General features: G+C 36.6%; 12 protein-coding genes. 5 read left to right on the plus strand and 7 right to left on the minus strand.

Features of this window, described 5'->3' with window-relative positions:
• The first annotated feature begins 565 nt into the window (after positions 1–565).
• On the plus strand, positions 566–1,786 hold the full coding sequence (locus ACW0TQ_RS03870) for an RNA polymerase factor sigma-54 (protein WP_289584664.1): 1,221 nt from the start codon (positions 566–568) through the stop codon (positions 1,784–1,786).
• A gap of 24 nt (positions 1,787–1,810) precedes the next feature.
• Here ACW0TQ_RS03870 and ACW0TQ_RS03875 read toward each other — a convergent pair whose 3' ends face one another.
• The 5 genes from ACW0TQ_RS03875 to ACW0TQ_RS03895 are packed head-to-tail and all read right to left on the minus strand — an operon-like array spanning position 1,811 to position 7,045.
• Positions 1,811–2,692, minus strand: coding sequence for a dihydrodipicolinate synthase family protein (locus ACW0TQ_RS03875; protein WP_042531189.1), 882 nt, complete (start codon positions 2,690–2,692; stop codon positions 1,811–1,813).
• The gene (gene nhaC, locus ACW0TQ_RS03880) at positions 2,676–4,097 is read right to left on the minus strand and encodes a Na+/H+ antiporter NhaC (protein WP_042531187.1); all 1,422 of its coding nucleotides are present in this window, start codon (positions 4,095–4,097) and stop codon (positions 2,676–2,678) included. The genes ACW0TQ_RS03875 and nhaC overlap by 17 nt, the downstream gene beginning before the upstream one ends.
• Positions 4,098–4,115: 18 nt before the next feature.
• Positions 4,116–4,853 (minus strand): hypothetical protein, encoded by a 738-nt coding sequence (locus ACW0TQ_RS03885; RefSeq protein WP_193062485.1) that lies wholly within the window; start codon positions 4,851–4,853, stop codon positions 4,116–4,118.
• A 12-nt stretch (positions 4,854–4,865) separates the two neighbouring features.
• On the minus strand, positions 4,866–5,870 hold the full coding sequence (locus ACW0TQ_RS03890; protein ID WP_193062483.1) for a proline racemase family protein: 1,005 nt from the start codon (positions 5,868–5,870) through the stop codon (positions 4,866–4,868).
• The gene (locus ACW0TQ_RS03895) at positions 5,867–7,045 is read right to left on the minus strand and encodes an NAD(P)/FAD-dependent oxidoreductase (protein ID WP_332094606.1); all 1,179 of its coding nucleotides are present in this window, start codon (positions 7,043–7,045) and stop codon (positions 5,867–5,869) included. The genes ACW0TQ_RS03890 and ACW0TQ_RS03895 overlap by 4 nt, the downstream gene beginning before the upstream one ends.
• A gap of 141 nt (positions 7,046–7,186) precedes the next feature.
• On the opposite strand from ACW0TQ_RS03895, the gene ACW0TQ_RS03900 reads away from it, so the two are divergent.
• The 3 genes from ACW0TQ_RS03900 to ACW0TQ_RS03910 all read left to right on the plus strand — a co-directional run bounded on the left by ACW0TQ_RS03900 (position 7,187) and on the right by ACW0TQ_RS03910 (position 10,382).
• Entirely contained in the window at positions 7,187–8,554 is a 1,368-nt protein-coding gene (locus ACW0TQ_RS03900) for a sigma-54 interaction domain-containing protein (RefSeq protein ID WP_193062479.1), read from the plus strand.
• Between the two features lie 324 nt (positions 8,555–8,878).
• Positions 8,879–9,217, plus strand: a complete 339-nt coding sequence (locus tag ACW0TQ_RS03905) for a (2Fe-2S)-binding protein (RefSeq protein ID WP_042531174.1) — start codon at positions 8,879–8,881, stop codon at positions 9,215–9,217.
• The gene (locus ACW0TQ_RS03910) at positions 9,204–10,382 is read left to right on the plus strand and encodes an NAD(P)/FAD-dependent oxidoreductase (protein ID WP_455725357.1); all 1,179 of its coding nucleotides are present in this window, start codon (positions 9,204–9,206) and stop codon (positions 10,380–10,382) included. Before ACW0TQ_RS03905 ends, ACW0TQ_RS03910 begins: the two co-directional genes overlap by 14 nt.
• Before the next feature lie 36 nt (positions 10,383–10,418).
• Here ACW0TQ_RS03910 and ACW0TQ_RS03915 read toward each other — a convergent pair whose 3' ends face one another.
• Both ACW0TQ_RS03915 and ACW0TQ_RS03920 read right to left on the minus strand, forming a co-directional pair.
• Complete coding sequence (locus ACW0TQ_RS03915) at positions 10,419–10,946, minus strand: helix-turn-helix domain-containing protein (protein ID WP_042531170.1); 528 nt, start codon at positions 10,944–10,946, stop codon at positions 10,419–10,421.
• A gap of 19 nt (positions 10,947–10,965) precedes the next feature.
• Entirely contained in the window at positions 10,966–12,450 is a 1,485-nt protein-coding gene (locus ACW0TQ_RS03920; RefSeq protein WP_256705544.1) for an aldehyde dehydrogenase family protein, read from the minus strand.
• A gap of 490 nt (positions 12,451–12,940) precedes the next feature.
• Between ACW0TQ_RS03920 and ACW0TQ_RS03925 the strand changes: the two genes are divergently transcribed.
• Positions 12,941–14,047 carry a M24 family metallopeptidase gene (locus tag ACW0TQ_RS03925; protein WP_042531166.1) on the plus strand — a complete coding sequence of 369 codons (1,107 nt, stop codon included), beginning with the start codon at positions 12,941–12,943 and terminating at the stop codon, positions 14,045–14,047.
• Positions 14,048–14,205 lie beyond the last annotated feature (158 nt).

Genomic DNA, 14,205 nt, shown 5'->3' on the forward strand with positions numbered 1-14,205 from the left:
CTAAATTGCTGCTCTTACGTAAATATTCAAACAATTAAAAAATACCCCGCCGTTTGGGTTCTAGATTACTGGAATCGTAAAACCGCCAAACAGAAGAGGTACCTGTAATTGATGAGCCTATAAGCAAATGCTGCATGAAATCAACTCAACTTTAAAAGAAATAAACGGATAAACCATTCATGTCATGCAAGTATGACAAGGTCTTTCTTGCATTGCTTCGCTGTTATTTTCAAATATACCGCTAATCACTGTTTTGAAAATAAAGCCGTTTTTATACTTATTTTGGGTTCGTCAGGGTACTACTTCTTTTGTTTATTCCCGTGTATAAAAGTTGAATACTATATATCATACCACTCTGGAAGTTCGATGTAAATAAACTGGTAAATGGTTATTTTTACAATTTTTCTTCAAGCATGCATATAGCGCGAAAAAATTTCTATAAAAAGTATCAAATTACATCTACTTTTCTCTGTTTGACTTGTATTTTTAGAAAGGATAAAATTATCTTAATTAACAAATGTTCTTAATTTTTGTTTTCTTTAATCATATACAAGGGAGGGCTTACATGATTTCCATACAAAACAATGTAAACGCTGACATAAGTATCTCTTTAAACCATTACATCATTAACTCCATCCATCTCTTTAAATATAATCAATCTGATCTTTACAATTATATACAGAATAAATACAATGAAAATCCGTTGATTTGCATATATGAAGACAAAATCCCAATGTCCTATATCTCTAAAAAGCAGACTGATTCTCAACATATAATCGATGACATTCTAACCCATTTCCGCTGTATTCTTTATGCACAGGATCAGTTAACGATGGAGTTCATTCTTCATTCTCTCAATACCAAAGGTTTCTTAGAAGAAGACCCATATAAAATTTCTATTTATACTAAAACGCCAATAAATAGAGTGAAACAGTTGATTAACCAATTACAAACTTATGAAAATAAAGGCATCGGAACGCGGAATATGATAGATTTTATAAAATTCCAGTTAAAAAATAAGGATTTTTATAACGAAAAGCTATTTGATCTATTCTCAACTAACCTGGAGGAAATCCATCAAAATTCATTTAGTTTTCTAAAAGGTTCGCATGTGGAAGAAACTGAATTCAAAAAATACATAGATTTAATTACTGCTCATTGTAATTTAACCCCTTTAGATGCTGAAGAAACATTAAATATTTCTCCTGATGCTTCCATTGTATATGGAAAGAATGGATTACAGGTTATCATTCATGATTATCTTACTGGAGGCATTTCTTATGAACCGATATTAATCGACTGTAATAACCATCCATTCAACGCTGAGTTGGAAAAGTTTAAAACGGAATACGAAGAACTTATTTCTATTTTGAATGCAAGGAAAATATACTTAACTCAAGTAATTTCTATCATTGCAAATGTCCAATACGATTATTTAACTGGGAGAAGTGACTTTTTGAATGCTTTAGATCAAACAGATTTAGTTGAACAGACCAAACTGAGCCCCGCTACCATCAGCAGGTTACTCTGTAATAAATATATTGCTACACCTAGAGGAATCTTTTCAGTAAAAGCATTGTTGTCTAAAAAGAGTTATAAGAACCTATCTGTTAGTTATATAAAATACGTAATTCAAAATATAGATGGCTTTGAAACACTTTCAGATAATAAAATCTCGAGATGTTTAGCTGAGATGGGGATCTTTATTTCCAGAAGAACCGTAAACAAATATAAAAATCAAATACTGGGAAATATTAAAAGGACTAGTCCAAAACGTAAGGACTAATCCTTTTTAATTTGTTGGATAATTTTAATCGAGTTTCTCCATAAGCTCTTTCAGCTTTGTGATCTCTTCCTCAGTAAGTCCTAATCTGGGCTTTCTTGATGGCCCGCCATTTAACCCTTTCAACTCCATCGCCTTCTTCACTATTTGAACATACTTCCCGGAGTCCTCCAGAAATTCACATAGCGGCAATAAATCCTTATAAAGCTCCTTTGCCCCGTCATAATTCTTCGCTTTCACCAGCTCATACAGTCTTCCTGCACTATTCGGTACGATATTAGCTGCCACTGAAATCCAGCCAGTCGCTCCAAGGACAAATGATTCTAATGCAAGATCATCAGCACCGCAGAACAGAACAAGATCTGTATTGTCGGCCACCGCTCTAACCTTTCTTATATCTCCGCTCGACTCTTTAATATACTGCACGTTATCCAGTTCTTTATCAATTTTATAAATCGTTTCATTTTCCAAATTCACATTAGCCGTAAATGGATTGTTGTACATCATAATCGGTGTGGAAACTTGATCGTTCACTTCTTTAAATTGTTCAAATGCCTCTTCTTCTGTCGGTGTCATGTAGTATGAGTTGATTAGTAACAGTCCATCTGCATGGTTTGCCTCGGCATGTTTTGCATATTCTAACACTTTGTCTGTGCGTTCATCGGCGATACCGACCAATAAATCTGTCTCTGTATCTTTTACTACTTCACCAGCAATTTTGACAATTTCCTTCTTTTCTGCTTCATCCAATGATGCAAATTCTCCTGTACTTCCAACTACCACTATTCCAGGGACTTTTTGATCCAAATAGTACTGGATATTTTCTTTTAACCCTTCATAGTTCACGCTGTAATCCTCATTCATTGGTGTAATTAATACTGGAAATGCTCCTTCAAATTGTTTTTTCATGCTCCTCATCCCTTTCTTTTTCATAATCATCTTTATCTAAAATAAACAATCCAAAATAACCATAAATTAAGTTAATGATAATAACTAAAAATCCATACCAGAAGAATGGCAAATATGCGAGTGTTGAGACACCCAGCGTTGTTGCCATAAAAACCCCTCCATCTGACCATGGAACCATCGGCGTTGTAATCGTACCGCCTGCCTCTACATTTCTTGATAACAAGGATCTGCTTATTTTTTTCCTGTCATAATTAGCTTCCGTAATTTTCGTGCCTGTTAACATTGAAACGTAAGCTGCTCCGCCAAAAAATATTCCAAAGAATGCTGCGATCATAGTCGTTAATGTCAGATTACCTGTATTCGTTGCCCATTTAGCAAAAAGCTCCCCGATTACCGTAAAGGCACCAATGGACTGTAACAATCCGCCGACACCTAAAGCTAGAAGAATCAATAAAATAACCTCAAGCATGAAAGTAATACCACCACGATCTAAAAGGTTATCAATGAAATCAATTCCTGTAGTAACTCCACTTCCTGAATACAATGTCTCAATCGCTTCAATAAATCCATATCCTTGGAACCAAACTGCCCACACGCTTCCTAGTAATGCTCCAAATATAATTACCGGTATGGATGGTAGTTTAAATGCCAGCATGACGACAACCACTACTGCCGGAATCAGCATGACCCAGGATATATGAAATGTATCCTGCAGGCTGGCCATTGTATTCTCTGCAATTGACAGATCACCGCTGCCATCTTGCATGATTAAACCTACAATCCAATAAGCAATTGCCGCAATCACGAAAGCCGGTAAAGATACATATGACATCGATCTTATATGTCTGAATAAATCAACTCTTGACAAGGAAGCTGTCATAACTGTTGTATCAGATAATGGCGACATTTTATCTCCAACGTAACACCCTGAAATAACTGCCCCAGCAACCAAATATGTTGGCAGCCCAAAGCTCTCCCCGATACCCATCATCGCTATGCCGGCTGTGCCTGCTGAACCAAATGATGTTCCTGTTGAAATAGATGTAATCGCACAGATAATCATTGCTGCCATCAAAAAGATACTCGGGCTAATGATACTCAAACCATAATAGATCATCGTCGGTACAATACCTCCAGCAATCCAAGAGCCGATAAGTGCACCTACAGCGATTAAAACAAGCGTCGCTCCTAAACCTTCATAAATTCCTTTTAAAAGTCCTTTTTCCATTTCTATATACGTATTACCTAAATATAATCCAAACCCCATAATTACAAACCAGATTGCGAGCAAAGCTAATTGGATAGGCAGTTCTAAAATAACAATAAAACCAAACATTATTACTACAAACAAAACCAAAATGAGCAATAATACTGGTATACTTGGCAGTTTCTTTTCTCTAACCATATATTTCCGCCCCTTGTTTTATTTAATGATAAATCCTTTAGCGTAGATGTCGCTATGCTCAATATAAAATTGTGAATTAGATATCAAATAATAATTGAGTTGCATATCTTCAGCATGTATTTTTAATCCTGTGAAAGAGGTGATAATTTCCTGAGAGAACTCCTTTGCACATACAGCAACGACTTCAATAATTGGATAAGCTAAGATATCTCCTTTTTTATTTGCAACGACTTGTTTTTCTCCCTGTTTAAGCACCAGATAATCACTATTTCCATCTTGCTTAGAGTGAATATACGCTTTAATAGCTGTTATATTTTTAATTTCTAATTCCATGTCAACTTCATAGACTTTTATCTTCTTATCGTTGACTAAATACATATTTTGTTTTTTCTCTACTTCTGGTAATTTTTCTGTCGTCAGACATCCATGCTGAAATTCATACATTTGGCCATTATTTCTTACTAAATAGCTTTCTTTTGAGTTTATTCTCCCACGATCCACAAGAGAGGAAATGCACCCTTTTAATAAAATACGAATATTGTCAACGCTTTCATTTGGGTGTAATTCTACATCTAAAACATCATCACTCCATTGAAAGATAAGTAAACGAACATATTTGCTCCCTCTCGGCTCATTCCGCATTAATGCCTTATTCTCATAGTCTTGTAATACCGTCTCCAGCTCGTTTTTCTCAATAATTCGTAATTGTTGTCCATTTATATGAATATCATAACTGTTTATTACTTTTGAAATCATAAAATCACCTCCTTATATTTCTGGAATCAATAGATATCCCTGATTTAAAGGATCATCGGGATCAAAATAAAAATCATGTCTCCCCATAATCCATGCTGTTCCTGTAATAGCAACCCTATTATAAATTATATTTCCTTTCACACTCGCGTGGATTACCTGGGCTTTAAATTGAGATCCTGTGATACTCTCGTGGATAAAGACTTCATTTAGATCAAGGTCGCCTTCTTTATAAAGTGTTGATACTTTTGCGCATGTCCCTGTACCACATGGCGATCTGTCAATGCCTCCCGGAGGTACAATTACTGTGTTTTTAACAACATCACCTGTTTCATAGAATTCCATATGGGTCAGCTTATTAATAAATGGATAATCAGGATGTTTCACCTCATGCTGACGATTAATTTCATCTCTGATTGCCATGGCAATTTCGACGATTTCTTCTGACCTCGATACATGAAGGGATAAACCTAAATCTCCCGCTTTCATAATCCCATAGAAATTCCCACCATATGCTATATCGCACTTTATATTCTTGAAATCTTTATAATCGATATAAACCGTCTTTAGATGAAAGGAATCGGTACTAATAAATGTTACTTCTTGCACTTTGCCCTCTTTCACTTTGCAGCTGGCTTCTACCACACCAGCTGGGGTATCTAGGACTACCGAAGTATAAGGCTCTTTGACTTCGACATAACCGAGTTCTACTAATGCTGTACATGTACCAATAGTGTCATGTCCGCACATCGGCAGATACCCACCGGTCTCTATAAAAATCACACTAAAATCTGCTTCTTCTTTTAAAGGCGGCAGTAGTATCGTGCCGCTCATTACATCATGTCCCCTGGGTGGAAAAACTAGAAATTTTCGAATGTAATCATGGTTTTCCTTCATATCCAGCATTTTTTCTTGAATCGTTTCTCCTTTTAATTTAGGCATACCGGATAAAACCGTTCTTGTCGGGTTTCCCCCAGTGTGTGTATCCACAGTAACAAGTAGTTTTGAATTTATCTTCATATTGCCTCCTCCTGAAATCTTTCCATACTTAGCGGACTAATGTCATCCTCGAGTGTATCTGTCACCATCTGAGCCATCCAATAACCTGTTACCGCAGACAATCCAATTCCATCTCCCTCATGACCAGCGGCTACATAATAATTAGGAACAGTAGTCTCTGAAATAATTGGCAAGTGATCCGGCGTCCACGGCCGGAGACCTGCATAACTACGAATAATATTCATATCCTTCATTTTTGGGAAAAATTCTATCGCCCTTTTGGCAATCAGTTGAACAACTTGATGATTGACGGTTGTGTCAAAACCAATAAATTCCCGGCTGCTTCCTATCAGGAAATTTTGACTCTCTGTCGGTTCATGCACCAATGCAATTCCATAATCATTCATGATTTTATCTGCTTTTCTCTCTTTGCCAAACTTCGTCATCAAGTATCCAAACTCTTGAATTTTCCTTGTGCCCATCAATTCTGCACGTGATGAAACCAGGATATGACCTTTTCTTGGTTTAATTGGTAAAGGTACACCGAGATGTTTACTCACTTCCGGTGCAAAAACACCAGCTGCATTAATTACTTTATTGGCTTTAAATACACGATCATGAGAATGTACTTTAAATCCTTTTGTTCTATGTTCCTCCATAAATGTTACGGGCGTTTTTTCGAAAAGCTCAAAATCATTCTTTTTCGCTGCGTGAATGAACGAAAATGTTAACATGTACGGGTTTACCGTCGAATCATTTGTGCATTCAATGCCGCCAACCAAATGATCAGCAAAATATTTGGAATCATTTTTCAAATCTTCTTTGGTTAATTTATTAAAAAATTGATATTCGCCATTTGCCCTGTTATGCTGATCGACCCAGTCATATGCCTGCTCCAATTCTTCTTCATTTGCACAAAGGAAAATACTTCCCGGATGCCTGTATTCAAATTTCATTTCTAATTCTTTTGATAAGCTTTTGATTAATGCCTGGCTCTTTATCGCCATATTGCTATCAAATCCCGGCTCTTTATCAATCAATAAAACATTGCCATCACATTTTGAGCTTGTACCAGAAGCAACTGTATCCCTTTCCAACATCCCTACTTTTAAACCTTTTTCAGAAGTAAAATAAGCAATGCTCGCACCGATAATACCTCCACCAATTATCAATACATCATAAGATGGCGTTGTCAAAATTGCTCCCTCCTTCCTTTATAAAATACTAAGAAAAAAACGTGCCAACTTCACCTATCGTAAAATCAATAAAATTTGAAATAATGTGTAAAGAAAAATATAATTATTATTATAAATTTAACACTAAAGGGGATTATACATATGTTAGAACATTCTATTATTGAAGAGCTGATTAATTTTTATAACCATTCTTTTACGATTATTGATAAACACGAAAAAGTCATTTACTGGAGCGACAGAGCTTCAGAAATATTTAACATGGAGAAAAGCGAGGTGATTGGAAAGGATATTAAAGAAATTTTCGCAGAAGACAAATTGGCGATTTTACAAACATTACGAAACAATGAAGTCATTGAGAAGAAGCAGCACATGGCTACGAAAAGTATTTATGTGAATCTCAAATCTGTTCCGATTATTATTGAAGGCAAAGTTGAAGGTGCCATTGTTTCAGAAATTGATGTGACAGAACAAAAACGCCAGGAGGAAGAAATCGAACAACTCAAAAATCAGGTAAGCTTCCTTACCGATAATGTCAAACAATTGAAGAATGAGGAACATTTTAAAAATATTATTTTTAAAAGCTCGATCATGGAAAATTTAAAAAACCAGATAAAACGGGCTGCAAAGACAAATGCCAATATTTTAATTACTGGAGAAACTGGTGTAGGTAAAGAACTATTTGCACAATCTATTCATAACAGCAGTGAAACTTCCGGTGAATTTATTCCTATTAACTGTGGTGCAATTCCGAAGCATTTATTTGAGGCAGAATTATTTGGTTACGAAAAAGGAGCTTTTACAGGAGCAAATAAAGAAGGAAACAAGGGGAAGCTCGAACTTGCCAGAGACGGCACACTTTTTCTTGATGAAATCGGGGATATGCCGTTGGACATGCAAGTGAAATTTCTGCGGGTATTACAAGAAAGAAAATACTTCAGATTAGGCGGTAAAAAAGAAGTTTCCACCCATTTCCGGTTGGTTTCAGCTACAAACAAATCAATTTCTGAGTTACTGAATTCTGATGATTTCCGTTCCGATTTGCTGTACCGGATTAATGTCCTTAATATCCACATACCTCCTTTAAGAGAACGGCCGGATGACATTGAATCCTTATTCTATTATTATCTTTATCACTTATCGAAGAAATACCAGACAGAGCTCCGTTATGCAGATCATTCACTTTTAAACAACCTAAGAAGCTATCACTGGCCTGGAAATGTTAGAGAATTAATCAATGTTGCTGAACGATTAGTTATTTTTTCTAATGAGGATCAATTAAATAATAATATCTTTGACCAGTATTTGGTGGAAGTAGGGCAGTCAGATAAGACCCTGTCTGTACCAAATCTATCAGAGAATTTAAATCTGAAAGACTATATCCATAAGGTGGAAGCAGAATATATTAAATATATCGTCGATCAAAATGATCATAACATTGAAAAATCCAGTCATGATCTCGGTATCAGCAGACCTACGTTATATTCAAAAATGCGTAAATTCCAATTCTAAATTGGCACACTTTTTTCTTGTTTATAAACAAATATCCTTTGAGGTGATTCGAATGAAAAAACAAGATGATTTTATAGTATGTCGCTGTGAAAATATATACTACTCCGAAATGCTTGAAATATTAGAGAAAGGAGCAGCAAACTCGAGAGAATTAAAACTGAAATCCCGAGCTGGTATGGGCTTTTGTAACTCCAGGACATGCGGACATTTTTTAGATCAGCTGACTCAGGATAAAAATACACAGACTCCTTCTTATATCAACCTGAAATCCCAGTCTCCTATTCGGACTGTTTCGTTTGAGGAAATTTCAGGGGGTGTGGAATCGTGACAGGAAGAATTACAGATCATAAAATCTTAGAAAAAAAAGAGCAGACACTAATTCCTTTTCAATGGAACGGTCAAACGTATTATGGAGCTGAGGGGGAAAGTATCACAGCAGCGCTTCTCGCTAATAATATCAGAACGCTCAGATACCATGAAAAAGATGGCAAACCACGGGGACTGTACTGTAATATCGGACACTGCTCCGAATGCAGGGTAATTGTGGAAGGGAAACGTAATCAACGGGCCTGCCTCACTCCAATCCATAAAGATATGGTGATTGAACAGCAGAAGGAATTGCCTCACCTGGTCAAAGGAGGGCATTCCCATGAATCACTTTGATACTATTATTATCGGTGCCGGCCCTGCCGGATTAACGGCTGCCCAAGTCCTGCAAGAAAAGCAAAATGTACTCCTTATCGATGAATATTATCATTATGGCGGCAGATTGCTTGGGCAGCTATATGAGGAAACAAAAGGAGAATGGTGGAATGGAATGGAAGTTGCCCGGAAACTTTATAATGAAGTCTCTGAAAAGGTGAACTTTAAGCTTGGAACATCAGTGTATAACTTAGAACATAGTAATCAAGGCTTCGATATCTATACAACGTCCGGCCATTTCCAATCAGAGCACCTGATTGTTGCGACCGGCGGAAAAGAAAAATCGACTCCGCTCCCAGGCTGGGATTTGCCAGGAGTAATGACGGTAGGTGCTGCTCAGGTGCTGACAAACTTCCAGCGTGTGAAACCGGGAAATAAGGGAGTTATTATCGGTATTAATCCATTGTCCATGGTCATCGCGCTAGAGCTTGGTTACGCATATGTTGATGTTGCTAAAATTTGTCTTCCTCCAGTTAATCTAATCAACAAAGCAACACCAAAGGAAGCATTGGAAACGCTGATATCTTTAGGAAATTCTGCTCCATCTACATTCTTTTCAACAGGTTCAAAAATAGCTGGAAAAGTGACTCCACTCCAGCAGCTGGCATTACAATTTTTCCCTAAAAAAGGAGTCCATGCGCTTGGATTACCTATCTCCATCAAAGAAAGGGTAATAAGAATAAACGGGCAGCATGAAGTGGAATCCGTAACCATTCAAAAAACGAATGCCTCGGGTGTGCTTATAGAGGGGACAGAAAAAGAAATAGCATGTGATTTTGTATGCATCTCTGACGGTTTATCGCCAGTCAATGAAGTAACATCCTTATTGAATCTGAAACATATTTATATGGAGTCGTTAGGCGGATATGTACCTCTGCATAACGAAACGATGGAAACAGAAATAGAGAATTTGTATGTTGCCGGTAATATTACTGGCATTGAGAATGCTAAAATTGCCATGCTGCAGGGAAAAATGGCTGCAAATCAGATTATAAAAGACACTATTTCATCTAAAAAAACATTGGAAGCCATAACATACGAAAGGCAGCATGCAAAAGTAACCTTCCATAAAGATTTGCACCAAGGGAGAAAAAACTTACAGCGCTTGTGGACACAATATGTATAAAAAACGCTCTTCTCAAAATTTGAGAAGAGCGTTTTTTCATTTAGTGGATGAGACGAGAAGCAGCTTCGTCGTCTCATCTGTAGCATTATACCAATGATGTGCCATACTAGAATCTATATGGATAGACTCATTGCTATACAGCGTTTCTTTGACACCTTCAATTTCAACTTCTAACTGGCCGGATAATACATATACAAATTCTTGTCCGCTATGCGTATAAGGGATTTGTTGATATTCCCCTGCTTCCAAGTCAATCCGTGCAGGAATGAAATCCGGATGTTTCATTTTTCCAACTAAGCTTTTATAGGAAAAGTTACCAGTATTTTTATACGAGGTTTTCTCTTTTTTTACAAAGCTGGAATCTCCATTATCGAAAAAGAAATTCACATTGACATCTAATGCCTCACAGATTTTTTTAAGGGATGTAAATGTAAGTGTCCGCAGTCCTCTTTCTATCTGGGATAAAAAGCTCACAGACAGACCACTTCGGTCACTCAATTGTTGTAAGGTCAGCTGCCTGCTCTTACGTACTTTTTTTAGTTCACTGCCTAATAACTCATCCATCCACGTCACCTCTTAGTTATTATTGCTTCATATTAACAAAGATACTTTTCACTTCTACATAGTTGGAGATGCCGTAATCTCCACCCATCTCTCGGCCTATACCGGAATGTTTGTAACCGCCAAACGGCATGGTTTCCAATTCAAGACCAAAATCATTCACCCAGACAGTTCCTGATTCTAACTTAGAAGCAATATAATGCCCTTTTTTAATATTTTCCGTCCATACACTTGCAGCTAAACCATACTCACTATCATTAGCCCGCTGGATCACTTCTTCCACTTCATCGAAGACAAATACTGACATAACAGGGCCAAATATTTCTTCTCTTGCAATCGACATATGATCTTGTACGTCCGCAAAGATAGTCGGTTCTACAAAATATCCTTGATCCCCTGTACGCTTACCGCCAGTAATAAGCCGCGCACCTTCTTCCTTTCCTTTTTCAATATACCCTAAAACAGTATTCATTTGTTTTTCAGATACAAGCGGCCCCATATCCGTAGCACTGTCTAACCCAGGGCCAACGACCGTTTCTTCAGCTTTTTTCTTGAGCTTATCCAGTACTTCATCATACAAACTTCGATGCACAAAAATACGGGTAGTTGCACTGCAATTTTGACCGTGATTATACATCGTACCATCAAAAACACCATCTAATGTTGTTTCTAAATCAGCATCCTCTAAAACAATAGCTGGAGATTTCCCTCCAAGTTCTAAAGTGACCGCCTTCACATCATCTGCTGCTTTTCTCATAATTTCCTTACCAGTTTCTGTGGAGCCGGTGAACGCAACTTTGTTCACTTGAGGATGTGTTACCAAAGCATTTCCAACAACACTCCCCGGCCCGGAAACAATATTGACTACACCATCCGGAAAACCAGCTTCTTTAAATAACTTCGCTGCATATAAAATGGATAATGGTGTATCTTCTGCAGGTTTTAAAACAACCGTACACCCTGCTGCAAGTGCTGAACCCAGCTTCCAAGCAGCCATTAGCAAAGGATAGTTCCATGGAATAATCTGCCCTACTACACCAACAGGCTCGTGAACTGTATACGTAGCATATTCCGGTGAAACGTTTGTTGTCTTTCCAAAGATTTTTGTTGCCCAACCTGCATAATATCTAAAATGCTCAATCGTCCCTTCTATATCATCTTCCAAAGCTTGCTGATAAGGCTTGCCGTTATCAAGAGACTCTAATTGGGCAAGTTCTTCTTTATGCTCCTCTAATAAGTCTGCAAATTTATAAATTATACGGGAACGCTCGGCAGCCTCCATCTTGGTCCATTGCCCTTCATCAAAAGCTTTACGAGCTGCTTGAACAGCCAAATCAAGATCGGATTCATCTGCTTGGCTTACTTTTGCAATCACTTCCTCCGTTGCCGGGTTCAAAACGTCAAATGTTTGACCGTTCTGTGCTGTAACATATTGACCATTAATATAGAACCCATTCACCTCTTCTAAAAACGCTTTCACTTTTGGTTTCAACGTATCTAGTGACATACACAAACATCTCCCTTAATATAGATTTATTTAACCTCAAAATATAGCAATCTCCAGATTAAATATTCTGTTAATTAACAGGATAGTCTATGAATACATAAAAAGCAATCATTTTTTCACTCACCGTGAAAAAATGATTGCGCTTTTACCTATTATGCAGATAAATACCATACATTATTTTATAAAATTTCAGGCTCTCCATTTTATTTCAAACCAAACAAAAGGTGACTCAAAAGGAATTTAACAAGAATTATTCTGTGTCCTTTTCAAAATATCAAAATCAAAATAATTATATCCTCTATAAAACCGAATTAATTTTCAAAATACTAACATAATGCTATAGTAAAAAATAGATTGTGTCATTACAATATCATAACTTTGATAAATTTTACCTCTTCGGGAATTTACGATACCTTTTTTCAAATATCCCAATGGATTATTTGATCATAAACACATGCAATATAATATAACAAAAATGGAGGTTTAAAAGATGATTATTGACTATCAAACAAGATTACAAACTTTACTGGAACACTTAAACGAAAAGAACATTGATATCGCTTTGATCACTTCACCAGCAAATGTTTTCTATTTCACTGGGTTCAATTCCGATCCGCATGAACGTTTTATGGCATTAATTATTGATTGCCGCAACAACAAATTCACTTTGTTTGTTCCCGCATTAGACAAAGAGATAGCTGGTGCAGAATCCTTTGTGAAAAATATCATTCCAATTTCTGATGAAGAGAGTCCCTTTTCCAAACTTAAAAGCAAGCTCAGTTCAAATGTGAAATGTATTGGTTTAGAGATGAAAGTGGTCAGCATGTTTCAACATAATCAATTACAAGCTGCCTTCACAGATGCTTCGTATATTGATATTCAATCCGATATCAATAAGCAACGACTTATAAAATCAAGAAACGAAATTATATATTTACAACAAGCTGTTGATATTATTGAGAAAGTACTATCTGAAGGGATTAAAAAAGTGCACGTCGGCATGACAGAATTAGAACTAGCCGCAGAACTAGAGTATTTAATGAAGAGTTTTGGTGCAGTTGGTCCATCTTTTCCAACAATTGTTCTAGCCGGTGAAAGGGCCGCATTACCCCACGGGACTCCTGGTGAACGTGAATTTAAAAAGGGGGATTTCTTATTAATTGATTTTGGTGTCTTAACAAAAGCGGGATATTGTTCAGATATTACCAGGACTTTTATTATTGAAGAGGCTTCAGACAAACAGAAAGACATCTATAACATTGTTCTCCAATCTAATCAGGCCGGTGTAAATGCTGTAAAAAGTGGAGTCCCATTAAAAACATTTGATATGGAAGCAAGGGATGTCATAAAAGAAAATGGTTATGGAGACTATTTTAACAATCGTGTAGGGCACGGCCTTGGTATCGAATTACATGAAGAACCATCTATCCATGAAAATAATAATCAAATAGCAGCAAATGGCTTACTATTTACAATCGAGCCTGGAATATACATACCTGATTATGGTGGAGTTCGTATTGAAGATGAAGTTTATATAAATGAGGTTGGTGACGCTGAATTATTAACTTCGTTTCCTAGAGAGCTTCAGGTACTATAGAGTAAATAACCTTCTGTACAAATAAATATAAGAAACCCAAATAAAATAAACAAGCAGGCTATAAAGACGAAAATCCTATATTAATGCTAAAACCATTATTAATATAGGATTTTATATTGTAATTGGCATTACATGTCTTATGCTTTAAAAGCATTATT

This window comes from Oceanobacillus sp. M60 (assembly GCF_053839645.1).

Excerpts from the sequence above, each read along its gene's own strand:
- ACW0TQ_RS03870 (WP_289584664.1), top strand. The coding sequence starts at position 566 with ATGATTTCCATACAAAACAATGTAAACGCTGACATAAGTATCTCTTTA.
- ACW0TQ_RS03875 (WP_042531189.1), bottom strand. The coding sequence starts at position 2,692 with ATGAAAAAACAATTTGAAGGAGCATTTCCAGTATTAATTACACCAATG.
- nhaC (WP_042531187.1), bottom strand. The coding sequence starts at position 4,097 with ATGGTTAGAGAAAAGAAACTGCCAAGTATACCAGTATTATTGCTCATT.
- ACW0TQ_RS03885 (WP_193062485.1), bottom strand. The coding sequence starts at position 4,853 with ATGATTTCAAAAGTAATAAACAGTTATGATATTCATATAAATGGACAA.
- ACW0TQ_RS03890 (WP_193062483.1), bottom strand. The coding sequence starts at position 5,870 with ATGAAGATAAATTCAAAACTACTTGTTACTGTGGATACACACACTGGG.
- ACW0TQ_RS03900 (WP_193062479.1), top strand. The coding sequence starts at position 7,187 with ATGTTAGAACATTCTATTATTGAAGAGCTGATTAATTTTTATAACCAT.
- ACW0TQ_RS03910 (WP_455725357.1), top strand. The coding sequence starts at position 9,204 with ATGAATCACTTTGATACTATTATTATCGGTGCCGGCCCTGCCGGATTA.
- ACW0TQ_RS03915 (WP_042531170.1), bottom strand. The coding sequence starts at position 10,946 with ATGGATGAGTTATTAGGCAGTGAACTAAAAAAAGTACGTAAGAGCAGG.
- ACW0TQ_RS03920 (WP_256705544.1), bottom strand. The coding sequence starts at position 12,450 with ATGTCACTAGATACGTTGAAACCAAAAGTGAAAGCGTTTTTAGAAGAG.
- ACW0TQ_RS03925 (WP_042531166.1), top strand. The coding sequence starts at position 12,941 with ATGATTATTGACTATCAAACAAGATTACAAACTTTACTGGAACACTTA.